A 22,523-nucleotide genomic window follows, 5' to 3' on the forward strand; every position below is an offset into this window, starting at 1 on the left:
ATGCCCGACCTGTCAGTACGCCTCGTCGACTCCGCGGACCGCTCCGTCCTGGAGCGCTTGTGGCTGATGTTCCAGCACGACGTCTCGCAGTTCCGCGGCCTGCTCCCCCGTCCGGACGGAACGTTCCGCAGCGAGCGCCTGCATGCCGCCTTCCACGACCCCGACTGGGCCGCATACCTGCTGACCAGCGACGCCAGCCCTGTCGGGTTCGCGACCGTCCGGGGCCTCAAGGGCGAGAAGCGGGTGCTGAGCGCTTTCTTCATCGTCCGCGGCGCCCGCCGGACCGGGCTCGGGCTACGAAGCGTCCAAGAAGTGATCACCAGGCACCCGGGTCCGTGGGAGGTCGCCTTTCAGGACGAGAACGTCCCCGCCGTGAGTTTCTGGCGCCGCGTAGCCACCGAACTCGCCCCGGGTGCCTGGACCGAAGAACACCGCCCGGTACCGACTGACCCCCACCTCCCACCCGACACCTGGATCTCCTTCACCGCATAGGCACGCCTAGGAAAGTTCGCCGCGTCTCCTGTGCGAGGTGGGCGCGGAAGGAGCGTGGCGGTCGACCGGTGACGCGCTGGACGGTGCCGGTGACGCGGTCCTCGGCCCCTTCGGCGATGGCGCGGTCCATGCCGGCCAGCATGGCGGCGTACTCCAGCGGCATCTGCGCCGCGAGACGATCGTGCATCTGCTCGTAGGACAGCCGGTGGTGGACGACCGTCCGGCCGGTGACCTCGGTGATGATCGCGGCGATGTCGTCGTGGCTCAGCGCCTCCGGTCCGGTGAGGACGAGGTCGGTGTCGGGGGCGTGTTCGCCGGTCAGGGCGTGGACGGCGACGGCCGCGATGTCGTCGGCGTCGACGAAGCCGACACGGCCGTCGCCGGTGGCGGTCAGGATCACGCCGTCCTCCCGGATGGTCCCGGCGTGGACGTGGGCGCCGGTGAAGTTCTGCATGAACCAGGACGGCCGCAGCACCGCCCACTGCTCGAACAGGCCGGGAAGGGCGTCGTGCACGACTCCGCATGCCTGGCCGCCCTGGGGTATGGCCGACGAGCTGAGGAGCACCGCGCGATGCGCGCCGGCCGCGCGGGCAAGCTCAAGGAAGGGCAGCATGACCGCCGCCGGAGCCATGTCGCCCGGCGGCGGTATGAGATAGACGCGGCCGACTCCGTCAAGGACGTCGAGGTGGGCACCGGGCTTGTACCAGTCGAAGGAGATCGATTCTGCGCCGGAGACCGGGGCGCCGTGGCGACTGGCCGCCCTGACCGGGTGCCCGGCCGCCGTCAGCCGCGCGGCGACGCGGCTGCCCGTGGTGCCCGTCGCGCCGATGACCAGGGTGGTGTCGTTCACCGGGCGCTCCCTGCGAAGTCGGCACCGGGTTCCAGGACCGCCAGCGGGTTCCAGTAGTCGCGGTAGGAGGCGAAGCGCCCGTCCTTGACGGTCACAACGGCGATGTAGGTCATGTCGAAGGGCGCATGGGTCTTCACCAGGCGGCCGATGCCGCGCATCTCGACCACGATGGTCTCCGGAGCGGCCGTCTCGTGGATCCGCGGGATCAATTCATGCAGGTCGATGTGGTCGGGGTACGGGTGCATATAGGCGGCAATGGCGGCTGCGCCCTCCAGGCGTTCGGGCCAGCCCGGCGGGGCGAAGGGGAACTCCATGACGCCGTCCTCGGCCCACAGGCCGACCCAGCCGGGAATGTCCCCGTCCAGGAGCAGTCGCAGGCTGTGGCGGAACAGATCCGCTGGTGAGGTGTGCGCGGACATCGGCGTCCTCCATCTCGTAGAATCCGGACCCTGGGTCCGGAACTTGACGATACGGACCAAGGGTCCGGATCGCAACTGGAGAAGCGCATGCCCGATCGCAAGCCCCGGAAGGACGCCGTACGCAACCGGACGGCCGTCCTCACGGCCGCCGACGCCCTTTTCGCCGACAGCGCGAGCCCGGACGAGGTCACCATGGCCGACGTCGCGGCGGCGGCCGGCGTCGGCAAGGGGACGCTCTTCCGCGCCTTCGGCGACCGCACCGGACTGATCCGCGCGCTGTACCAGGCACGACTGGAACCGGTCAGGAGCGCCGTCGAGGCGGGGCCACCGCCGCTCGGACCCGACGCCCCGCCGCTGGAACGCATACCCGCGCTGCTCGACGCCGTTCTGTGCTTCAAACTCGACAACCGCGGCCTCGCGCTGGCCCTGGAGGAATCCGGCGGCACCAGCCCCTACCAGGCCGAGCACTACGAGACCTGGCACAGCCTGCTTCAGAACCTGCTGGGACAGGCGCCGGGACTGACCGACACCGAGTTCACCGCCCACGCACTCCTCGCCGCCACCAGAGCCGACCTCGTCGAACACCTGGCGGGCCAGGAAGGTGTACCACGCGAAAAACTACGGGGATACCTCGCGGCCTTCACCGCCACCGTCCTGCGCGCTCACCCATAGCAGCGTTGACCGTCCCGCCGCGGCAAGGTCATCTTCGTGCCCTGGCTCCTCCCCCGCGCCGGACGAGAAGGGCCAAGCGACTCCTCCGGCGGCGCGTCTCCGGGAAGCGAGCGGCCGTGACGAGCGGCGAGAGCCGGACGGAAATCTCCACGCACGCCGCGTTGAGGTCATGGCAGGGGGTCAGCGGGTCGCCGGTCGAGGAGATGAACCACGGGACGCCGCCCACCCCGGCCTTGACGCTGATGCTCTCGCCGATCCTCGGTGAGGACGGGGAGACCACGCGCAGCAGGGCCGGGGTCTCGTCGTAGCGGGGAAGGCACGACCATCCGGCGAAGGCGAGGGCGTCGGCGAGGTCGTCCAGGTGGCGGGTCGGGTTCATTCGCCCCGCCACACGACGGCGCCCGTGGCCGCGTCCCGCCACGCCTCCCCGACCGTCCGCAGGTCGACGTAGGCGGCGCTGCCGTCCGGCGCGAGCGCGACCCGCCGCACCTTCCCGGACGCCCCCTCCTCGAACCCCCGCAACGCCCGATGAACATGCCTGATCGCAACATCCCGATCGTCGGTGACGCCGCACCGCCCGGCGTCAGCGGTACGGACGTCCCATGCATAGAGCCTGGGCGGTTCGAGGAAGCTCCGCCCATGGCGAGTGTTTTCTGTCACGCAGCACAGACTCTCCGTGACCTCGACCGCGCTTGGACAGGATTCCTGTCCCCTGCCTCAGACCAGAAGACCGATGCGACCAGCCAATTCTCGGGCATCTCGCCGCATTGCGGGCGACCCCTCCTTGGCCAGCTCCACCGTCATGCGGCGCGCGTAGCCGTTGTAGCGGATCGTCTCCGGGGCGGCGACGTAGGCCTGTTCGAGGGTGCCGAGCGCCGCCGTGTCGTCACCGGCCAGCCGCCACGCCCGCGCCGCCTCGATCAGGTGACGGCCGCGGCGGGGCTGGGACGGGATGGCGGCCGTCTCCGCCTTCCGGGCGTGCTTGCGGGCCTCGCCGCCGTGGCGGAGCTCGACGGCGAGGGTCACGGCGTGGGCGTCCATGATGACGCGCGAGAACGAGGTCATCGGGTCGAAGTGCGACGCGGGGAGGCTCTGGGCGATCCGGTCGGCGCGGTCCCACCAGCGCCACGCCGTGCCGGTCTGCCCGGCTCGCGCGGCGGTGTAGGCGACCTCGTGGTGAAGCGCGCCCCACATCGCGCGCAGCTCGTCGTCGGCGCCGTTCACCCGGGGCTTGAGGAGGTCGAGGCCCTCACGGTTCACGGCCTCGGCGGCGTCGAAGTCCCCGACGTCCCGGTGCGCCTGCGCCGCCAGCCACACCGCGCCGCCGAACGCCTTGGGGTCCTCCGACTCCTCCGCCGCCATGATGCTGCGCTCCACGATGCGCCACAGCAGGTCGGCGGACGGCTGGTAGGCGACGAAAAACTGCGTGAGGTTGTAGACGCGCGCTAGCAGGGACAGGGCGCGACGCCGGTCGGCCCCCTCGTACTCGCGCGCCGCGTGCTTGGCATCGCGGATCAACTCGGGGAGCAGGCCGCCGAGGACGGTGCGGTGGTCGGGCGCGGCGTGCCGGGCGCGCCACGCTGCGTCCAACCGGGCCTTTAGGTGGTTCAGCGGGCTCGGCGGGCCGGTCATCGACACGGCCACCGCGTTGATCGCGTCGCGGACGTCGTGGAGCGCGGGATGCCCGGGGCCGCGGAACATGTTCATCGGCAGCGGCTCGCCGCCGGTCAGTTTGGCGACGTCGCGCAGCTTGAGCGCCTCCGCCAGGTTGAGCAGCGTCGGGAGCTTCGGCTGGCCGATCTCACCGCGCTCGACGGCCTTGACCCACCGCCTGTTCCTGCCGATCAGGCCACCGAGAACCTCGCGCGACATACCGCGCCGCTCCCGGTAGAACTGGATGCGCTGCCCGACGGTGAGATCCGGGTCCGCGGGGTCGATGCTCCGGTCGTTCAAGGCCCTGCACCTCCACTCTCGGTACCTCCAGGCTAGGCGCTGGTGTCCGGGGTGTGACGTGCTTCGTGCGTCTCCCGTACGGGCTCGGCGGTCAGCGGGGAGGGTGTTCGCGGAGGGTGTTGAGGAGGGCTGCGGCTCGGTCGGCGTCGTCGACGCTGACGACGAAATCCCGCTCGGTGCCGGTCTGTCTGACCACCAGGCAGGGGCCGCCGCGCAGCATCAGCACGGTGTGGTCCGGTGTGATCCGGTAGCCCCACCCGCCGAGCTGGGTCGGCCGGAACTCGGCGCCGTAGGCCGAGACCACGCGGTCCAGCGGGATGCGCTTGGCCGTGAGGCCCGGCAGCCCGAGCCGCACGTGCAGGCCGCGCTCGTTCACCAGCACGCGGACGGAGGTGAGGGCTGACAGCACCAGGGCCGTGAACAGCAACGAGAAGGTGATCATGAGCACGAAGCTCAGATCGGGGTCCTCCGCCGTCACCAGCGGGCCCATGCTCGACAGGGTGAGTATGCCGCCGACCCACGGAATCCAACGGTTATGGCAGTAGCCGATCCAGACCGTGCGCTCCCCCTTGTGCAGCGGGATCCGTGACGTCTTCGGCGGCTCGGACCTCTCGGGCCGGTGGTCCGGACCGCGCGAGCCCGTCCAGTAGCCGAGGGCTCCGCCTAGCAGGAGCGCGGTCAGCACCAGCACGACGTGCCACCAGGGAATGGACGTCTCACGCCAGTCGGTCGCTCCCGCGTTGACCGCGACGGTGGAGTACTGGATCGCGCCGAAGAAGCCCAGGCCGCCTCCCAGCACGGCACCCATCGAGCCGCGCAGCATCCGGCGCGGCCACCCGTACAGCCCGATCCCCAGTGCGATCGCGCAGGTCACGAGCCAGGGCACCGTCCCGGAACCGCGAAGGTCCGAGGACGGAACCCACCGGTCGGCCTTGCCGTTCGGGCCCCAGTGGACAGCGATCCTGTCCGGCAGCGCGTCCCCGAACATGTCCGGGAGCGTCCACAGCAGCGCGGTCCCGGCTCCGGCCGCCGCTCCGACGACCAGCACCGGCCACACGTATCGTCCTCTGCCCATCGCTCTCAACTCCCGGACGCTCTCAGGCGGTCTCGATCATCTCGACCAGCTCGTCCCGGGACAGGCCGAGCCGGGCGGCCTCCGCGACGATCTGCCGCACCTGCTCGGTGAACTCCCCGTACTCGGGACCGGCCACGACCCGGATGCCCCGGCCGCGGCGGAACTCCAGCAGGCCCTCGTCGCGCAGCTGACGCAGCGCGCGCAGCACGGTGTTGGGGTTCAGGTCGAGCATCGCGGCCAGGTCGCGCGCGGGGGGCAGGCCGCCGCCGACCGCGCACTCGCCCTCGGCGATGGCGCGCCGGATCGCCGAGGCCACCTGCTCGTGCAGCGGCCGCGGATCACTCTTCGGCAACCTCAACAACATGGTGCTAATGAAAGTAGCACCATGTCGTTCACGCGTCACCCCTCGGCAGAATCGGCGACAGTCGGAGGGCGCTGGCATCATGTGGGCGGAGTGCGTGGGTTAGGAGCGGGATGACGGACGAGCCCAAGGGCGTCCTGCGGGACGCTCACTCGCTGCTGGGTGCCGCGCGTGACCTGCTGGCCGATCATCGGCGGGCCGTGTCCGAGGTGCAGGGGGCGCTGAAGCCGTTGCGGGTGGAGGCGGCGCGGGAGCAGTTGCGGTCGATTCCGCTGGCGCGGCTGAAGGACGTCACGGACGGACGGCTTCGGCTCGGGCCCCTGGAGGAGGCCGGGTTCGGGAGTGTCGCCGATGTGCTGGAGGCGACTCGGTACCGGCTTCAGCTGCTGCCGGGGATCGGGCCGCAGACCGCGCAGCAGCTCCACGCGGCGGCGGGCGGGCTGGCGGAGGCGGCCGAGCAGTCGGTGGGCGTGCGGATCGACGTGGAGCGGCGGGACGAGGTGACGACGCCGCTGGTCATCGCGCTGCATCGGCTGGTGAACGCCGGGCCCGAGCTGCCGCGTGCGCGGGTCGCCGCCCAGGACGTCGAGCAGCGGTTCGGGCCGCTGGTGCGGGACGCGCGGCCGCTGGCCTCGTGGTGGCGGAAGATCTTCGCGCGGCCGTCGCGGCGGGAGCGGGCGCGGGAGGCGGTCGGGGAGCTGGCGGAGGCGTTGCGGGTCGAGGAGGAGCGCGACGCGCGGCTGCTGATGTCGCAGGGGTCCGTTGATCTGCTGCGGCCCGGTGTCTCGGGCGATGAGGCGTGGATCGACTTCGAGTTGCGGGCCTCGGATTATCAGACCCTGCTGGCCGATCTCGCGGCGCTGGTGCCTGAGCGGGAGGCGGCGGAGGGGTTCCTGCCGGGCGATCTGGCGGCGCGGGTGAAGAACCAGCCGCTGGACGACGGGTTCCGGCGGGTTTCGCTGCGCGGGTACCAGTCGTTCGGGGCGCGGTTCGCGCTCGTCCAGCGGCGGGTGATCCTCGGCGACGAGATGGGGCTGGGGAAGACCATTCAGGCGATCGCGGCGATGGCGCATTTGCGGGCTCAGGGGGCGACGCATTTCCTTGTCGCCTGTCCAGCGAGTGTGTTGATTAACTGGGTGCGGGAGATCGAGTCGCGTTGCACGCTGGCGGCGCATCCCCTGCACGGGTCGGGGCGGACGAGCGCGTTGGAGAAGTGGGCCGGGGACGGTGGGATCGCCGTCACGACGCTCGCCACACTCCATTCGCTGGATGTGCCAGAGCATGTGAATCTCGGCATGTTCGTGGTGGACGAGGCCCATTACGCGAAGAACCACGAGACCCGGCGTGCTCAGGCCGTCGCCTATTGGTGCAATCGGACGGAGAATGTTCTCTTTCTGACCGGCACGCCGATGGAGAACCGGGTCGAGGAGTTCCGCAGTCTGGTCGCGCATCTGCGGCCGGAGGTGGCGAAGCAGATCCGGCCGCATGACGCGGCGGTGGGCGCGCGTGCGTTCCGGTCGGCGGTCGCGCCCGTCTACCTGCGGCGCAACCAGCGGGACGTGCTCGTCGAGCTGCCCGAGGTCGTGTACGTGGACGAGCTGGAGGAATTCAGCAGGGCAGATGCACGGGCTTACCGGCGGGCCGTGGCGGAAGGCAATTTCATGGCGATGCGCAGGGCCGCGTATGCCGTCCCGAAGAAGTCGGCGAAACTCGACCGGCTGGTGGAGCTGGTCGAGGAGGCGGCGGCGAACGAGCTGAAGGTCGTGATCTTCTCCTATTTCCGGGACGTGCTGGCCGCCGTCCAGGCCGCGCTGCCGAACGCGCGGGGGCCGATTTCGGGTGATGTTCCGCCGGTGAGACGCCAGGAGCTGGTGGACGCGTTCACCGCCGCCTCTGGGCACGCCGTTCTTCTGGCGCAGATCCAGGCGGGCGGGGTCGGGCTGAATCTGCAGGCCGCGTCCGTCGTGATCATCTGCGAGCCGCAGGTGAAGCCGACGATGGAGACGCAGGCGATCGCCCGCGCCCACCGGATGGGGCAGGTGCGGACGGTCCAGGTCCACCGGCTGCTGACGCCCGGCAGCGTGGACGAGCGAATGCTGGAGATCCTGCAGCTCAAGACCAGGCTGTTCGACGAGTACGCGCGGCGGAGCGATCTCGCTGAGCGGACGCCGGACGCGGTCGACATCTCCGAGCAGGCCCTCGCGCGGCAGATCGTCCAGGAGGAGCAGGAGCGCCTCGCCGCGTCCTGAACCTCCCAAGAGAGCGCCTCGCGTCACGGGGAAGAACCCGCCCTAGGACGCTGTTCACGCGGACGAACCAGGCGATCAGAGGGGATGGGAATGACCGAGGTGAGGGTGGAGCGCACCGAGGACGGGTTCCAGGCGGTCAACGACCGGGGCGCGAGGGTCGCCGTCGGCGACTCGGACGCCGCGGGCGTCTTCACGCCGGTCGAGCTGCTGCTGGCGGCGCTCGGCGGCTGCGAGCTGGTCACCGTGGAGCCGCTGACCGCGCAGCGCGGGCACCGGATGGCGCGGCTCGCCGCGACCGTCCAGGCGGACAAGGTCGCGACGAGCACGCTGGGCACGATCACGGTCACCTATGACGTCGAGCTCCCCGAGGGCGACGCCGAGGCCGGGGACGTGCTGAAGGCCGTGGCCGGGCGGGTGCACGAGAAGTACTGCACCGTCGGCAACGCCCTCCGGGAGCCCATGAAGGTCGAGCAGGTCGTCTGAGGCGGGAAGGGGCCCGGGTGCGCCGATCGGGGGAGGCGGCGCACCCGGGCGGTCCGGGCCGTCTTGCGGGGCTGGAGGACGGTCAGTAACGCAGGCCGTGGCCGTACGGGTAGAGGCCCTTGATCGTGACCGGCAGGCGTCCGCCGGGCTGCTCGCCGAAGACGACGCGCGCGGCGGCCTTGTGCATGGTCAGGTCGATCCGCTGGGTGCGGGCGGTCGTGCCGTAGGTCGCGACGTACGCCTTGACGTCCGGGTAGGACGTGAGGTCGTACGGCAGCCCGATCGCGAGCGCCGCGACCGGCTTGCCCGTCGCCTGCAGCGCCTTGACGAGCTTGGCCTGGCCCGCGGGCAGCGGGCCGGACGAGAACGTCGCGACGAGGATCCGGTCGGCGGACGCGGCCCGCCGCACGGCGTCGGCGATCTCCGCGTCGGTCGGGTTGGTCGTCGCGGACTGCCAGGCCTCTACCGGGCCATCCGAGACGGCGGCGATCTGGTCCGCGAACACCTGGGTCTGGACGGCCCCCGCGACGAGCGTCCTGTCGTCAGATTCCGGGTCGAACGGGAGGACGTCGCCGTCGTTGCGGACCAGGGTCGTGGCGGCGAGTCCCATGTTCAGGGCGCGCCGTTGGAACTGCTTGTTGCCGGAGACCTTCTCGGCGGTCTTGGGGTCGGCGTAGCGGTGGTCGCCCACCTTGTACTTGCATTTGAGGCCGAGGATGCGCCGGACGGACTCGTCCACCCGCTCCCTGCTCAGCGAGCCGTCGCTGAGGGCGTCGGCGAGCGCGTCGACCGCCTCGGCGTGGGTCTCGAACTCGCCGGTGGACATGATGACGTCCGCGCCCGCCTCGACCGCCATCACCGTGGCCTGGCGGGTGCCCCAGTTCTTGTCGATGGCGTCCATGTCCATGGCGTCGGTGACGATGAGCCCGTCGAAGCCCATCTCGTCGCGGAGCAGGCCGGTCAGGACCTTGGGCGACAGCGTGGCGGGCAGGTCGGGGTCGATGGCCTTGACCACGACGTGCGCCGTCATGATCGAGTCGGCGCCGGCCTCGATGGCGGCGCGGAACGGGGGCAGGTGCACCTTCTCGAGCGTCGCGCGGTCGTAGGTGACGGCCGGGAGCTCCAGGTGGCTGTCGAACTCGGTGTCGCCGTGCCCGGGGAAGTGCTTGGGCGTCGCGATCAGGCCGGCCTTGTTGTAGGTGCGCACCTGCGCCTCGACGAGGTCGGTCACCAGGTCGGTGCGCTCGCCGAACGACCGGACCCCGATGATCGGGTTGGCGGGGTTGGTGTTGACGTCGGCGACCGGCGCGTAGCCCCAGTGGAAGCCCATCGCGCGGGCCTCCGCCGCGGTGATCACGGCGGCCTCGCGGGCGAGGCGGGGGTCGCGGGCGGCGCCGAGGCCCATCGCGTTGGGCAGCGGCGTCGTGCCCTCGCGGACGTTGTGGGTCGTACCGAACTCGAAGTCGCCCGAGACGAGCAGCGGCAGGCCGAGGCGGGTGTCCTGCGCCCATCGCTGCATCTGGTTGGCGTAGCGGGCGGCGATGCCGGGGTTCTCCGGCTCGTGGGTCAGGGTCGAGCCGATCTTCAGTTCCTGGATCGCGCGGCGGGTCTCGTCGGCGGGCATGCCGTCCGGTTTGACCCCGGTGGACACCATGACCATCTGGCCGACCTTCTCGGCATCGGTCATCCTGGACAACTGGGCATCGACGTCACAGGCCCGGCCGCCGCCGGGCGGCGGCGCCTGCGCATGGGCGGGCGGGGTCAGCGCCAGCCCCAGTGCCGCTACCGCGGCGATCGACACGAGTGCTCGGCCACCGTTATTCATCATGATCCTCCTCCGGCATATTGGTCTAGACCAGTCCATACCGGTGGCGGGATCAATGGTTAAAGTTGCCAAAAAGCACGAGCGGGCGTCGGCTAGGCGCAGGTCGTTCCGGCGGGCGGGACGGCGCCGTCGAGGAGGTATGCGTTCACCCTCGCGCGGACGCACAGGTCGCCGGTGTCGTAGGCGCCGTGGCCCTCCCCCTTGAGGGTGAGGAGCGTCGCCCGTCCGCCCAGGGACCTGGTCAGCGCGGGCGCCCACGCGTACGGGGTGGCGGGGTCGCCGGTGTTGCCGACGACGAGGATCGGCGCGGCGGACGGGGCGGACACCTCGCGGGCCGCGTCGTCGCCCCGCACCGGCCAGCCGGTGCACTGCAGCAGGCCCCACGCCATAGACGTCCCGAAGATCGGCGAGGCCTTCCGGAACGCGGGAAGGAGGCGCCTGACGTCGGCCGGGGTGTGGCGCTCCGTGCCGTCCGCGCAGGTGATCGCGGTGTTGGCGGCGGTCAGGTTGTTGTACGTCCCGTCCTGCTTGCGGCCGTTCAGGACGTCGGCGAGCGCGAGCAGCAGCGAGCCGTCGCGGCGTTTGGCGGCGTCGACGAGGCCCTGCGCGAGGTACGGCCAGGCGTCGCGGGAGTACAGGGCCGCGGCGACGCCGGTCGTGCCGAGGCTCTGGGTGAGCTTGCGGCCGCCGGAGGTCTGCAGCGGCTTGCGGTCGAGCCCGGCGAGGAGCCGTGCCGTGGACCTCACGACGGACGGGCCGTCCTTGCCCAGCGGGCACGCCTTCTGGCCCAGCCGGGCGCAGGCGGCGCCGAAGCCGCCGAGGGCGCGCTGGAACCCCGCGACCTGCTGCATCGCGAGGTCCTTGCTGCCGATCTTGGTGTCGACGGCGGCGTCGAGGACGGCCCGTCCGACCCGGCCGGGGAACCGGTGCGCGTACGCGCCGCCTAGCCAGGTGCCGTAGGAGATCCCGAAGTAGTGCAGTTTCTCGTCGCCGAGCGCGGCGCGGATCAGGTCGAGGTCGCGGGCGGCGTTCAGCGTGCCGACGTGCGGCAGCAGCCTGCCCGACCGCGCCTGGCACTGCTTGACGTAGGCGGCGCGGCCCCCGATGTACGCCTTCTCTTCGGCGGGGGTGTCGGGGGTGTCGTCCCGGGCGGTGATCTCGTCCATCTGCCGGGCTCCGGCGCACGTCACGGGGGCGCTCCGCCCGACGCCGCGCGGGTCGAACCCGACCAGGTCGTAGCGGGCGCCGAGGTCGGAGTACTGGCCCGCGGCCTGCGCGAGCGCGCCGACGCCCTCGCCGCCGGGGCCGCCGAAGTTGAACACGAGGGAGCCGATGCGGCGCCCCGGGTCGGTGGCCGGAACCTTGATCAGCGCGATGCCGATCTTCTCGCCGGACGGCCTGGCATGGTCGAGCGGCACCCTGACCGTCGCGCAGCGGAACCCGGTGGGAGGCGGCGCCGTGCCCGGGGGCGGCGACGGGAGGCCCGTGCATCGCTTCCATTCGGGCGGACGGGCGCCCGCAGCCGATATGCTCATCACCGTCGCATGGCCCTCACGTGTACTTCCGGCGGCATGTGTACTTCCTGAGGCGTACGCCAGACCAGAAGCGGCCAACGCGGTGGCACTGGCTACCGCAATGCCAGGTATCGCCCTAAAGCGGGCCATTCGTCCCCCCGTTCGTGTCGCGGGGGGCGACCCTGATCTACCCAGGGCCTCCTATGCTGACTCCTGATCAACTCCACAGGCTCCACACGGGGGGAGCCGGGAGGGGGAGGCGTCCCCGGGGCCCATCCCCCGAAAGTCCGGATACCGCATCAGGGTCGTACTACTCAAGTCTGAGATGAAGACCATTCGTCGCGGTGATCTCAATTAGGGGGCCGTGCGGCAAAGATGGATACCATGGCTCAACCGCCCCCCAAAGCAGCGGCCGCGACGATGCGGCGACGGGTGCTCACCGCTCCTCCGGTGTGGCGTGAGCTTCTTCTGGTCGTCCTCTTCTATACCGGCTATACGCTGACGCGCATCGTCCTGGTTCAGGACGGCACGGGGCCCGCCTTCGCGCACGCCGACCAGATTCTCGGCGTCGAACGCTACCTGGGGCTGGACGTTGAGCTTCATCTGAACCAGACGTTGCTGTCGGTGCCCTGGCTGGCGCGCGGCGCGAACATCTTCTACGCCACGATGCATTTCATCGTGACGCTCGGCGTCGTCATCTGGCTGTACCGCTACCGGCCGGAACACTACCGGTGGCTCCGCACCTCGATCATGATCGCCACCGGCGTGGCGCTGCTCGGCTTCTGGCTGTACCCGCTGGCCCCGCCGCGGTTCCTGCACAGCGAGGGCTTCGTCGACCCGGTGACCGCGCTGCACTCGCTCGGCCTGTACGCCAGCGACGCGTCCGGGACGCTCACCAACCAGTACGCGGCGATGCCGTCCATGCACGCGGGATGGTCGCTGTGGTGCGGGATCGTCGTGGTCAAGCTCGCCTCGCAGAAATGGGCCAAGGCGCTCGGCGCGCTGTACCCCGTCACGACCGTGTACGTGATCCTCTCCACCGCCAACCACTACGTGCTGGACGCGGTGGCCGGGTTCGCGCTGATCGGCGGCGCGGCGTGGCTGTCCTGGGTCCTGTACGTCAGGTATCCCGAACCGATCATCATGGTGCGGGCCCGCATCGCGCACGGCATCGCCAGCCGCGTCCGCCGCGGCGCGGGCGAGCCGGCCCCCGGCCACGTCCCCACCGCGGCCGCCAACGTCACCGCCACCACCAGCGGAGCCACGCGCTCTTCGTACAACTCCGGTCGTACATCGCAGCCCGCTTAGCCCGCAGCCTTCACTAGTCCGCTAGCTAGTCCGCGCCGTAGAAGACTCGGTCGACGACGGCGCGGGCACGGCGGGCGTGGCGGCGGTAGTCCTCCAGGAGATCGCCCGTCCCCGGATAGCCGAGGACGCGGGCGACGGCCGTGCGCTCCCGGTGATGATCGTTGGGCAGCAGGTCGGACGCGCGGCCCCGCACCAGCATGATCGAGCCGCGGATGCGGGTGGCGAGGCACCACGCCTCGCTCAGGACGGCGGCGTCGTCGGCGTCCAGCAGCCGGGCCTCGACCGCCGCGTCGAGCGCGTCCAGGGTCCGGGTCGTGCGCAGGCCGGGGACCTCGTGCGCGTGCTGGAGTTGGAGGAGCTGCGCGACCCATTCCACGTCCGCGAGCCCGCCGGGGCCGAGCTTGGTGTGCAGCCGCCGGTCGACGCCGCGCGGAAGCCGTTCGGACTCCATCCGCGCCTTCAGCCGCCGGATCTGCCGGACGGCGTCGTCGTCGATGCCGCCGTCCGGCCAGCGGACCGGGTCGATCAGGGCGCGGAACCGGTCGCGCAGCCCCGGGTCGCCGATCAGCGGGTCGGCGCGCAGCAGCGCCTGCGCCTCCCACGGCTCCGACCAGCGGGCGTAGTAGGCGGCGTAGGACGCCAGCGTCCGGACGAGCGGCCCCTGCCGCCCCTCGGGACGCAGGTTCGGGTCGATCTCCAGCGGCGGGTCGGGCGCGGGCAGGGCGAGCAGGCGGCGCAGCTCCTCGGCGACGGCGTGCGCGGCGCGTCCGGCGGCCCGCTCGTCCGCGCCGGGCTCAGGGTCGTGGACGAACATGACGTCGGCGTCGCTGCCGTAGCCGAGCTCGTGCCCGCCGAACCGGCCCATCGCCACGACCGCCAGCCGCGTCGGCAGCGGCCCCCGCGACCCGGCCTCGATCTTGTTCACGGCGGCCTGGAGCGCGGCCTCGACGGTGACGGCGGCGATGTCGGTGAGGGCCTCCCCGACCGTCCGGACGTCCACGAGGCCGAGCAGGTCGGCGACCGACACCCGGAACAGCTCCCGGCGGCGCTGTGCCCGCACCGCCGCGACCGCCTCCTCCGCCGCGGACCCGCCAGAGCCCGCAGACCCCCCAGTTCCGCCAGTCCCGCCGGTTCCGCCGGTTCCGCCGGTTCCGCCGCGGGAGTCCCAGTGGCGGCGGACGGCGGCGAGGGCCTCCGCGCGCACCGTCCCGAACGGGCGCGGGGACAGCCCGGCGTCGGTGCCGAGCAGCGCGACCGCCTCGGGGGCGCGCAGCAGCAGGTCGGTGGCGTAGCGGCTGGAGCCGAGGATCCACGCCATCCGCTCGGCGATGGTCACCTCGTCCCGCAGCAGCCGCAGGTACCAGGGCGTGGTGCCGAGCGCGTCGCTGACCTGCCGGAACCCGAGCAGGCCCGCGTCCGGGTCGGGGGCGTCGGCGAACCAGCCGAGCATGACCGGCAGCAGCGTCCGCTGGATCGCGGCGCGCCGCGACACGCCGGAGGTGAGCGCCTCGATGTGACGGAGCGCGCCCGCCGGGTCGGCGAAGCCGAGCGCCTCCAGCCGGGCGCCCGCCGCGGCCGGGGTGAGCCGCGCCTCCTCGCCGGGCAGCCGCGCCACGGCCAGCAGCAGCGGCCGGTAGAACAGCTTCTCGTGGATGCGGCGGACCTCGCGGGCGTGCCGCCGCCAGAGCGCGGTGAACTCCTTGACCGGGTCGGGGCGCAGGCCGAGGGCGCGGCCGATGCGGCGCAGGCCGTCCGCGTCGTCGGGGACGAGATGCGTCCGCCGCAGCCGATGAAGCTGGACGAGGTGCTCCACCCGCCGCAGGAACCGGTACGCCGACGACAGCGCCGACGCGTCGTCGCGTCCGACGTAGCCGCCCCGCGACAGGTCGTCGAGCGCGTCGAGGGTGGCGCGGGCGCGGAGCGTCTCGTCGGACCGGCCGTGGACGAGCTGCAGCAGCTGCACCGCGAACTCCACGTCCCGGAGCCCGCCGGGGCCGAGCTTGAGCTGCCGCTCCGAGTCGGCGGTGCGCTGGTTCAGGTCGGCCTCGACGCGGCGGCGCATCGCCTGGACGTCCTCGACGAAGCTCTCCCCCTCCGCCGCGTCCCACACGATCGGGGTGATCATGTCGAGGTAGCGGGCGCCGAGGGCCGCGTCGCCCGCGACGGGACGGGCCTTCAGCAGCGCCTGGAACTCCCACGTCTTGGCCCAGCGCTCGTAGTAGGCGCGGTGGCTGGCGAGGGTCCGCACCAGCGGTCCCGCCTTGCCCTCCGGGCGGAGCGCCGCGTCCACCTCCCAGAGCGCGCCTTCCTCGGTGCTGGACGAGCAGGCCCGCATCATCGCCGACGCCAGCCGCGTCGCGGTCCGCAGCGCCGCCTCCTCGGGCTCTCCCTCGCGCGCTTCCGCCACGAAGATCACGTCGACGTCGCTGACGTAGTTCAGCTCGCGTCCGCCGCACTTGCCCATGCCGATCACGGCGAGGCGGCACGTCGCGTGCTCGGGGACGTCGGCGCGCGCGATCGCGAGACCGGCCTCCAGCGCGGCGGCGGCGAGATCGGCCAGCTCGGCGGCCACGACGGCGACGTCCGCGACGCCGGTCAGGTCGCGTCCCGCCAGCGCGAGGAGCCGTCTCCGGTACGCCACGCGCAGCGCGACGAGGGTCTCGGCGCACGACCCGGACGCCACCGGCTCCCCGGCGCCCGGATCGGCGCCGACGGCGGCCAGCAGATCGTCGCGCGGACGCCCGGCCGGGGCCTCCTGATCGTCGCGCAGCACCCGCCAGTGCTCCGGATGCCGGACGAGATGATCGCCCAGCGCGGCGCTCACCCCGAGGACGGCCGCGATCCGCTTCCGCGTCCCGGGCTCCCCGGCGAGGGCCTCCCGCAGCTCGCCGCCTGCGCCCTTCTCGTCGGCGGACGGCAGCAGCCGGAGCAGCCCGTCCAGCGCGAGATCGGGGTCGGCGGTCGCGCCGACGGCGTCGAGAAGATCGTCGCCTGGCCGGATGCCGGCGGCCTGCTCCGCGTCCAGGAGGAGCCGCTCTGCGCGGGCGGCGTCGGTGAAGCCGAGCCGCGCCAGGCGTCCGGCGAGGGACGAGCGGCGCTCGGGAGTGCGGGACTCGGTCACGGAGTCCACCGTAATCCGGCGTCCGGGATCAGAGGACGGCGAGCAGGCGCTTCCGCTCGAACTCGGTCACCTGGCGCCGGTAGTCCTCCCATTCCTGCCGTTTGTTCCGCAGGAAGAAGTCGAAGACGTGCTCGCCGAGAATGTCGGCGACCAGCTCGCTGCGCTCCATCGCGTGGATCGCCTCGTCCAGGTCCTGCGGGAGCGGCTCGATGCCGAGGGCGCGCCGCTCGGCGACGGTGAGCGCCCACACGTCGTCCTCCGCGCCCGGCGGCAGCTCGTAGCCCTCCTCGATGCCCTTCAGCCCGGCGCCGAGGATCGCCGCGAACGACAGGTACGGGTTCGCCGCCGTGTCCAGCGACCGGAACTCGATGCGCGTCGAGTGGCCCTTGTGCGGCTTGTACATCGGGACGCGGACGAGCGCCGACCGGTTGTTGTGCCCCCAGCAGATGTAGGACGGCGCCTCTCCCCCGGCCCCGGCCGCCGACCCGACGTTGCCCCACAGCCGCTTGTAGGAGTTGACGAACTGGTTGCACACCGCCGTGATCTCCGACGAGTGGCGCAGCAGCCCGGCGATGAACGCCCGCCCGACCTTGGACAGCTTGTACTCCGCGCCCGGCTCGTAGAACGCGTTGCGGTCGCCCTCGAACAGCGACATGTGCGTGTGCATGCCGGACCCGGGATGCTCGGTGAACGGCTTGGGCATGAAGGACGCGTGCACGCCCTGCTCCAGCGCGACCTCCTTCATCACCAGCCGGAACGTCATGATGTTGTCGGCGGTGGTGAGCGCGTCGGCGTACCGCAGGTCGATCTCCTGCTGGCCGGGGGCGCCCTCGTGGTGGCTGAACTCCACCGAGATGCCCATCGCCTCCAGCATCGTGATCGCGTTGCGGCGGAAGTCGTGCGCGGCGCTGTGCGGGGTGTGGTCGAAGTAGCCGCCCGCGTCCGCCGGCTCGGGCTCGCGGCCGTCCTCCGGCTTGTCGTTGAGCAGGAAGAACTCGATCTCGGGGTGGGTGTAGAAGGTGAAGCCGAGGTCGGCGGCCCTGGCCAGCGCCCGCTTGAGGACGTAGCGGGGGTCGGCGAAGCTCGGCGTCCCGTCCGGCATGAGGATGTCGCAGAACATGCGGCCCACGCCCGGCGACTCCGACCGCCAGGGCAGCACCTGGAACGTGGACGGGTCAGGCTTGGCGATCATGTCGGCCTCGTACACGCGGGCGAAGCCCTCGATCGCCGACCCGTCGAAGCCGATGCCCTCGCCGAAGGCGCCCTCCAGCTCCGCGGGGGCGACGGCCACGGACTTCAGGAACCCGAGCACGTCGGTGAACCACAACCGGATGAAGCGGATGTCGCGCTCCTCCAGCGTGCGCAGCACGAACTCCTGCTGACGGTCCAAGTCCCACTCCCCTCGGTACTGCCTGCCGCTACGTCCTACGTGGAAGTATGCCCGGCCGCTGTTACCGCGACGTTACGCGCGAGCGTTCCATCAGAACGTTCCCGCTGACCGGAAGATATCCGACTTATTCGCCCTCTCCGACCCGTGCCGCCGCCGGATCGAGGACGCGGGACAGGAACGTCCGCGTCCGCTCGTGGGACGGGTCGTCGATCACCCGCGCGGGCGGGCCCTCCTCGACGACCGCGCCGGCGTCCATGAACACGACCCGGTCGGCGACCTCGCGGGCGAAGCTCATCTCGTGGGTGACGACGAGCATGGTCATCCCCTGCTCCGCCAGCCCGCGCATGACGCCGAGGACGTCGCCGACCAGCTCCGGGTCCAGCGCGGACGTCGGCTCGTCGAACAGCATCACCTCGGGCCCCATCGCCAGCGCCCGCGCGATCGCGACGCGCTGCTGCTGCCCGCCCGACAGCTGCGCCGGATAGGAGCCGATCTTGTCGGCGAGCCCGACGCGCTCCAGGTTCTCCCGCGCGATCCGCTCGGCCTCCGCCTTGTCCCGCCTCAGCACCTTCCGCTGCGCGATCATGACGTTGCCGAGCGCCGTGAGGTGCGGGAACAGGTTGAACGACTGGAACACCATGCCGATGCGGCGGCGGACGGCGTCGATGTCGACGTCGGGGTCGGTGACGTCCGCGCCGACGACCCTGACCGTCCCGGCCGTCGGCTCCTCCAGCAGGTTGACGCAGCGCAGCAGCGTCGACTTGCCCGACCCGGACGGGCCGATCACGCAGACGACCTCGCCCGGCTCGACGCGGAAGTCGATGCCGCGCAGCACCTCGTTCGTCCCGAACGACTTGCGCAGCCCGCTGATCTCGATCGCGCCCCGCCCGTCCGACTCCGGGCCCGCCTTCTTGTCCAAACTGGTCATCGCGCCTCCCGCTGCCGCGCCTCCAGCCGCCGGGCCAGCAGGCTCAGCGGGATCGTGATGAGCAGATAGCAGATGCCGGCCACGATGATCGGGGTGGTGTTGCCGACCTGCCCCGCCAGGTCGCGGCCGAACTTGGTGAGCTCCCGCTCCTCCAGCGTGATGCCGAGGAACAGCACGAGCGAGGAGTCCTTGCAGAGCAGCACCAGCTGGTTGGTGAGCGGCGGGATGATGATCCGGAACGCCTGCGGGATGACGATCGACCACATCGCCCGGGGATAGGACATGCCGAGCGACCGCGCCGCCTCCAGCTGCCCCTTCGGCACGGCGACGATCCCGGCCCGGATCGTCTCGGCCATGTACGCGGCGGCGGCGAGGCCGAGGGAGAGGCCCGCCTGGCCGACCGCGCCGCCGGGGATGTTCGTGCCGGGGAACGCCAGCGGCACGCCCACGCCCACGAAGATGAAGATCAGCAGCAGCGGCAGGCCGCGGAAGATCTCGATGTAGGCGGTCGCGAACGCCCGGTACGGCGGCACGGACGACAGCCGCATCAGCGCGATGAGGAGCCCGCCGCCGAGGCCGAGCCCGAACCCGACCGCGGTGTAGACGGCGGTGTTGCGCAGCCCGACCGTGATGACCTCGGGGAACAGGCCCTTGGCGACGTCCCAGTTGGCGAAGTTGTGCTGCAGCGTGCCCCAGTCGGCCAGGACGATCACCAGCACGACGACGGCGACGAACAGCCCGTACTGCCCGCCGAGCGAGAGCTGCCGGCGGCGGCGCCGGGACATCCCGCCCGGCGCCGCCGTCTTCACGTGCTCGGCCGTCACGACCCGCTGCCGCCCGCCGCCGGGGGCATCGGGCCGATCCACTTCTCATAGATCCGCTTGTAGGCGCCGTCCGACTTCGCCTGCGCGATCACCGCGTTGGTCATCTTGACCAGCTCGGGATTGTGGCCCTTGCGCATCCACATGCCGTACTGCTCGCCCGTGTTCAGGTTCGCGACGACCTCGTACGCGGAGTTCGCCGGGTCCTTCAGCCAGCCCCGCACGACCGGGTCGTCCTGGACGATCACGTCCACCTGGCCGGTGCGCAGCCCGTCCAGCTCGGCGGTGGAGTTGTCGAACGAGCGCGGGTCGAGGCCCTTGCCGCGGACGAAGTCCTCGCCGGTGGTCCCCGCCTGGGAGCCGATCTTGAGCTTCTTGGACTTGACGTCGTCCAGCGAGGTGATCCCGCTGCCCTTCTTCGCCATCAGCGATTGGGTCGCGTCGAAATAGGGGGCGGAGACGTCCATGAACTTCACGCGGTCCGGCTTGATGGTCATCCCGCCCATCTGGATGTCGCATTTGCCGGCGTTCAGGGCGGAGCCCGTCTTCATCGTCTCGAACGGGGTGTCGACGATCTTCTGGGTGACGCCGAGCTTCTTGGCGACGAGGTCGATGATGTCCACGTCGAAGCCGACGACCTTGCCCGTGTTCTTGTCCTCGAACTGGAACGGCGGGTAGGGCAGGTGCGTGCAGGACGTCAGCGCGCCCTCCTCGATGATCTTCACGCCCTGCACGGTGGCGCCCTCGTCGCCGCCGCACGCCGTCGCCGTCAGCGCCAGGGCCGCCAGCCCGGCGCCCAGTGCCCAACGCGTGGTTCGTCTGGACACGTTTGCCTCCTGTGGGAGCGTTTTACGTGATCGTCGAACTATGCCACGCCGCGCGCCGGGTCCGCCTGTGACCATCGCCGCATATCCGTTTCCCGAAAATTGACGTGGCGATCATGCCCGTCCGGCGAAGTGATCATTAGCGTGGGCGGGGTCGTGGACATCTCTCTTCTTCTCTCGATGACCGACCGGGTGACCGCGCTGGCGGCCCCGTCGGCGATGCATCCTGAGTCGTGGCGGCTGGGCGCGCAGGTGGAGACCTGGGCGCGCGGCCGCGGGCTGGTGCTCGGAGATCCGGACACCTCGCCGCTCGGCCGGGCCCGCTGCGAGCGGCTCGCCGCCCGCGTGTTCCCGTCCGCCGACCTCGCCGCGGTCGAGCTGTTCGCCCGCTGGCTGACCTGGACCCTCGCGCTGGACGACACGCTGGACCAGCCGCCGCTCGCCGACAGCGGCAGCGCCGTCCACGCGATGTACGACGACCTGCTGCGCGCGATGCGGCGGGGGCACGCCCGGCCGGGCGCCCGGCCGCTGGAGGCGGCGCTGGTGGAGCTGTGGCAGGCCACGGGCGCCGGCATGAGCCGCGAATGGCGCCGCCGGTTCATGCTGCAGCTGGAGGCGCACCGGGACGGCTGCGCGGAGGAGTCCGTCAACCGCCGGATCAGGCACGTCCCGACCGAGGCGCAGTACGCGCCGCTGCGCCGCCGCGCGTGTGGACCGTTCCTTTACGACCTGGTCGAGCCCGTCCTCGGCGTCGAGCTGCCGGCGCGGCTGCTGCGGACGCCGCGGTGGAAGACGCTCGCGCACAGCGTCGCCGACGTCGTCGCCTGGTCGAACGACGTGGCGTCGCACGAGCTGGAGTCGGCGCGCGGCGACGTCCACGGCCTGCCCGCCGTGCTCGCCCGCGCGCACGGCCTGGACCCGGCGCTGTCCCCCGGCCGGATCGCCGGCATGGTCGCCGAGAAGATCGCCGACCGGATCGAGGACGCCTGGCGGGCGGCCCGCAGCCTCCCCGAGATGCTCGACCGGCTGGAGCTCACCGTGGCGCAGCGCGCCGCCGCCGCGCGGGTCGTCAAGGTCCTGCTGGACACCCCGCGCGCCCACGTCGACTGGCTGGCCGAATCCGGTCGCTACATCGAGTTCCGCTCTTCCCTGGGCCCCGGAGCGCCTCCGGTGCCGGGACACGCGATGCGATCGCTGCATCGCTCCCTCTCGCCCTGACGGCTCGCCCTGACGCCTCGCCGCGGGCGGGGCCGGGGCTCAGCCTTGGGCGAGGGCGTCGCCGGCCGGGGTGCGGACGTACAGGACGCGGCGGCCCAGGCGGTGCCCGGTGACGAGGCCGCAGGCACGCAGGACGCCGAGGTGCTGGCTGACCGCCCCGGCCGTCACGCCCATCCGCCGCGCCAGCTCCGTCGTCGACGCGGGCGTCGCGAGGGCGGTGAGCAGCTCGGCGCGGCGGCGGCCGATGAGCGCGGCGAGCGCGTCCCTCCGGTCCCCGGCCGGGGGCCCCGTCTCCCAGAGGGTCGCGACGCCGTTCGGCGGGTAGCTGAGCATGGCCTGGTAGGGCGGCACCATGACGGAGACGTTCGGCCACACGAAGGCGCTCGGGATGAGCATGAGCCCGCGTCCGGCCAGCTCGCCGCTGAACGTCCAGTGCCGGTCGACGCGGAGGGTGCCGGACCGCCAGGAGACCGCCTCGTGCAGGTCGCCGAACACGCCGGCGGCGCCCTCGACGGCGAGCGCGGCGGTGCGGCGCAGCACGTCGCCCTCAAGGAGGTCGCGGACGCGCGGCCAGAACGGTTCCATGGCGGCGGCCCAGTACCGTCCGAGCAGGTCGGCGAGCGTTTCCAGGGTGCGTTCAGGGTCGGCGGCCAGCGCGTGGCGGGCGGGGGTCGGACGGCTGCCGCGCGCCGTCCAGCGCAGTTCGGCGGCGACGACCTCGGGCGGCGTGGCCCGGACGGTCTCCAGCTCGGCGGCCAGGTCGGGCAGCGGGGTGGCCGGCGGCGGGGTGAGGAAGTCGGGAATGTACCCCGCGGCGGCCACGACCTCGCGGAGCGGGCCGATGTCGAGCCCGCGCAGCCTGGGCCGGACGGCGTGCACCCACGGCAGGTGCAGCGCGTGGCCGGACGGGTCGGCGAGCACCCGCAGGCTGCGCACCATCTCCCACAGCGGGGAGAACGCGAACCTGACCCGCGCCACGTCGTCCGGCGTGAACACGAACTCGATCATTTAGTCCAGGCT

General features: G+C 71.9%; 21 protein-coding genes. 6 read left to right on the plus strand and 15 right to left on the minus strand.

Translation table 11 applies throughout. The annotated features are described in order from the left end of the window. The gene (locus ACH35V_RS09600; RefSeq protein ID WP_395971363.1) at positions 1–492 is read left to right on the plus strand and encodes a GNAT family N-acetyltransferase; all 492 of its coding nucleotides are present in this window, start codon (positions 1–3) and stop codon (positions 490–492) included. Here the strand turns inward: ACH35V_RS09600 and ACH35V_RS09605 are convergent. Continuing rightward, positions 482–1,342 (minus strand): NmrA family NAD(P)-binding protein, encoded by an 861-nt coding sequence (locus tag ACH35V_RS09605; RefSeq protein WP_395971365.1) that lies wholly within the window; start codon positions 1,340–1,342, stop codon positions 482–484. The genes ACH35V_RS09600 and ACH35V_RS09605 overlap by 11 nt on opposite strands. Beyond that, the gene (locus tag ACH35V_RS09610; RefSeq protein ID WP_395971367.1) at positions 1,339–1,761 is read right to left on the minus strand and encodes a nuclear transport factor 2 family protein; all 423 of its coding nucleotides are present in this window, start codon (positions 1,759–1,761) and stop codon (positions 1,339–1,341) included. The genes ACH35V_RS09605 and ACH35V_RS09610 overlap by 4 nt, the downstream gene beginning before the upstream one ends. Positions 1,762–1,848: 87 nt before the next feature. On the opposite strand from ACH35V_RS09610, the gene ACH35V_RS09615 reads away from it, so the two are divergent. After that, positions 1,849–2,433 (plus strand): TetR/AcrR family transcriptional regulator, encoded by a 585-nt coding sequence (locus ACH35V_RS09615; protein WP_395971369.1) that lies wholly within the window; start codon positions 1,849–1,851, stop codon positions 2,431–2,433. Positions 2,434–2,461: 28 nt separating this feature from the next. On the opposite strand, the gene ACH35V_RS09620 is transcribed toward ACH35V_RS09615, so the two are convergent. The 5 genes from ACH35V_RS09620 to ACH35V_RS09640 form a co-directional block, all read right to left on the minus strand. Then, positions 2,462–2,812, minus strand: a complete 351-nt coding sequence (locus ACH35V_RS09620; protein ID WP_395971371.1) for a hypothetical protein — start codon at positions 2,810–2,812, stop codon at positions 2,462–2,464. Next, on the minus strand, positions 2,809–2,955 hold the full coding sequence (locus ACH35V_RS09625; RefSeq protein WP_395971373.1) for a hypothetical protein: 147 nt from the start codon (positions 2,953–2,955) through the stop codon (positions 2,809–2,811). Before ACH35V_RS09625 ends, ACH35V_RS09620 begins: the two co-directional genes overlap by 4 nt. 195 nt (positions 2,956–3,150) lie before the next feature. After that, positions 3,151–4,386 carry a helix-turn-helix domain-containing protein gene (locus tag ACH35V_RS09630; RefSeq protein ID WP_395971375.1) on the minus strand — a complete coding sequence of 412 codons (1,236 nt, stop codon included), beginning with the start codon at positions 4,384–4,386 and terminating at the stop codon, positions 3,151–3,153. 91 nt (positions 4,387–4,477) lie between these two features. Further along, the gene (locus tag ACH35V_RS09635; protein ID WP_395971377.1) at positions 4,478–5,461 is read right to left on the minus strand and encodes a DUF1648 domain-containing protein; all 984 of its coding nucleotides are present in this window, start codon (positions 5,459–5,461) and stop codon (positions 4,478–4,480) included. Between the two features lie 22 nt (positions 5,462–5,483). Further along, positions 5,484–5,813 carry a GntR family transcriptional regulator gene (locus tag ACH35V_RS09640; RefSeq protein WP_395971379.1) on the minus strand — a complete coding sequence of 110 codons (330 nt, stop codon included), beginning with the start codon at positions 5,811–5,813 and terminating at the stop codon, positions 5,484–5,486. Positions 5,814–5,935: 122 nt separating this feature from the next. Between ACH35V_RS09640 and ACH35V_RS09645 the strand changes: the two genes are divergently transcribed. Next, the gene (locus tag ACH35V_RS09645) at positions 5,936–8,071 is read left to right on the plus strand and encodes a DEAD/DEAH box helicase (protein ID WP_395971381.1); all 2,136 of its coding nucleotides are present in this window, start codon (positions 5,936–5,938) and stop codon (positions 8,069–8,071) included. Between the two features lie 90 nt (positions 8,072–8,161). Then, positions 8,162–8,554 (plus strand): OsmC family protein, encoded by a 393-nt coding sequence (locus ACH35V_RS09650; protein WP_395971383.1) that lies wholly within the window; start codon positions 8,162–8,164, stop codon positions 8,552–8,554. Positions 8,555–8,636: 82 nt separating this feature from the next. Here the strand turns inward: ACH35V_RS09650 and ACH35V_RS09655 are convergent, their stop codons facing one another. Together ACH35V_RS09655 and ACH35V_RS09660 are read right to left on the minus strand one after the other, a co-directional pair. Next, the gene (locus tag ACH35V_RS09655; protein WP_395971385.1) at positions 8,637–10,382 is read right to left on the minus strand and encodes a glycoside hydrolase family 3 protein; all 1,746 of its coding nucleotides are present in this window, start codon (positions 10,380–10,382) and stop codon (positions 8,637–8,639) included. 89 nt (positions 10,383–10,471) lie between these two features. Then, a complete protein-coding gene (locus ACH35V_RS09660) occupies positions 10,472–11,914 on the minus strand; it encodes an alpha/beta hydrolase (RefSeq protein ID WP_395971387.1) in 1,443 nt (480 codons plus the stop codon). 363 nt (positions 11,915–12,277) lie between these two features. Between ACH35V_RS09660 and ACH35V_RS09665 the strand changes: the two genes are divergently transcribed. Then, positions 12,278–13,201 carry a phosphatase PAP2 family protein gene (locus tag ACH35V_RS09665; protein WP_395971389.1) on the plus strand — a complete coding sequence of 308 codons (924 nt, stop codon included), beginning with the start codon at positions 12,278–12,280 and terminating at the stop codon, positions 13,199–13,201. Positions 13,202–13,226: 25 nt separating this feature from the next. Here ACH35V_RS09665 and ACH35V_RS09670 read toward each other — a convergent pair whose 3' ends face one another. From ACH35V_RS09670 to ACH35V_RS09690, 5 genes are all read right to left on the minus strand, one after another. After that, positions 13,227–16,322, minus strand: a complete 3,096-nt coding sequence (locus tag ACH35V_RS09670; RefSeq protein WP_395971391.1) for a bifunctional [glutamine synthetase] adenylyltransferase/[glutamine synthetase]-adenylyl-L-tyrosine phosphorylase — start codon at positions 16,320–16,322, stop codon at positions 13,227–13,229. Between the two features lie 28 nt (positions 16,323–16,350). Continuing rightward, positions 16,351–17,712, minus strand: coding sequence for a type I glutamate--ammonia ligase (glnA, locus tag ACH35V_RS09675; protein ID WP_131965620.1), 1,362 nt, complete (start codon positions 17,710–17,712; stop codon positions 16,351–16,353). Between the two features lie 124 nt (positions 17,713–17,836). Beyond that, positions 17,837–18,640, minus strand: a complete 804-nt coding sequence (locus tag ACH35V_RS09680; RefSeq protein ID WP_395971394.1) for an amino acid ABC transporter ATP-binding protein — start codon at positions 18,638–18,640, stop codon at positions 17,837–17,839. Then, positions 18,637–19,506 carry an amino acid ABC transporter permease gene (locus ACH35V_RS09685; RefSeq protein ID WP_395971396.1) on the minus strand — a complete coding sequence of 290 codons (870 nt, stop codon included), beginning with the start codon at positions 19,504–19,506 and terminating at the stop codon, positions 18,637–18,639. Before ACH35V_RS09685 ends, ACH35V_RS09680 begins: the two co-directional genes overlap by 4 nt. Then, positions 19,461–20,288 (minus strand): substrate-binding periplasmic protein, encoded by an 828-nt coding sequence (locus ACH35V_RS09690; protein WP_395971398.1) that lies wholly within the window; start codon positions 20,286–20,288, stop codon positions 19,461–19,463. Before ACH35V_RS09690 ends, ACH35V_RS09685 begins: the two co-directional genes overlap by 46 nt. 177 nt (positions 20,289–20,465) lie before the next feature. Between ACH35V_RS09690 and ACH35V_RS09695 the strand changes: the two genes are divergently transcribed. Next, positions 20,466–21,503: a terpene synthase family protein gene (locus tag ACH35V_RS09695; RefSeq protein WP_395971400.1), complete on the plus strand. Its 1,038-nt coding sequence runs from the start codon at positions 20,466–20,468 to the stop codon at positions 21,501–21,503. A gap of 39 nt (positions 21,504–21,542) precedes the next feature. On the opposite strand, the gene ACH35V_RS09700 is transcribed toward ACH35V_RS09695, so the two are convergent. Continuing rightward, positions 21,543–22,511, minus strand: a complete 969-nt coding sequence (locus ACH35V_RS09700) for a DUF5937 family protein (protein ID WP_395971402.1) — start codon at positions 22,509–22,511, stop codon at positions 21,543–21,545. Positions 22,512–22,523: the final 12 nt, after the last annotated feature.

Source organism: Actinomadura sp. 1N219 (assembly GCF_044326405.1).
Taxonomy (GTDB): domain Bacteria; phylum Actinomycetota; class Actinomycetes; order Streptosporangiales; family Streptosporangiaceae; genus Spirillospora.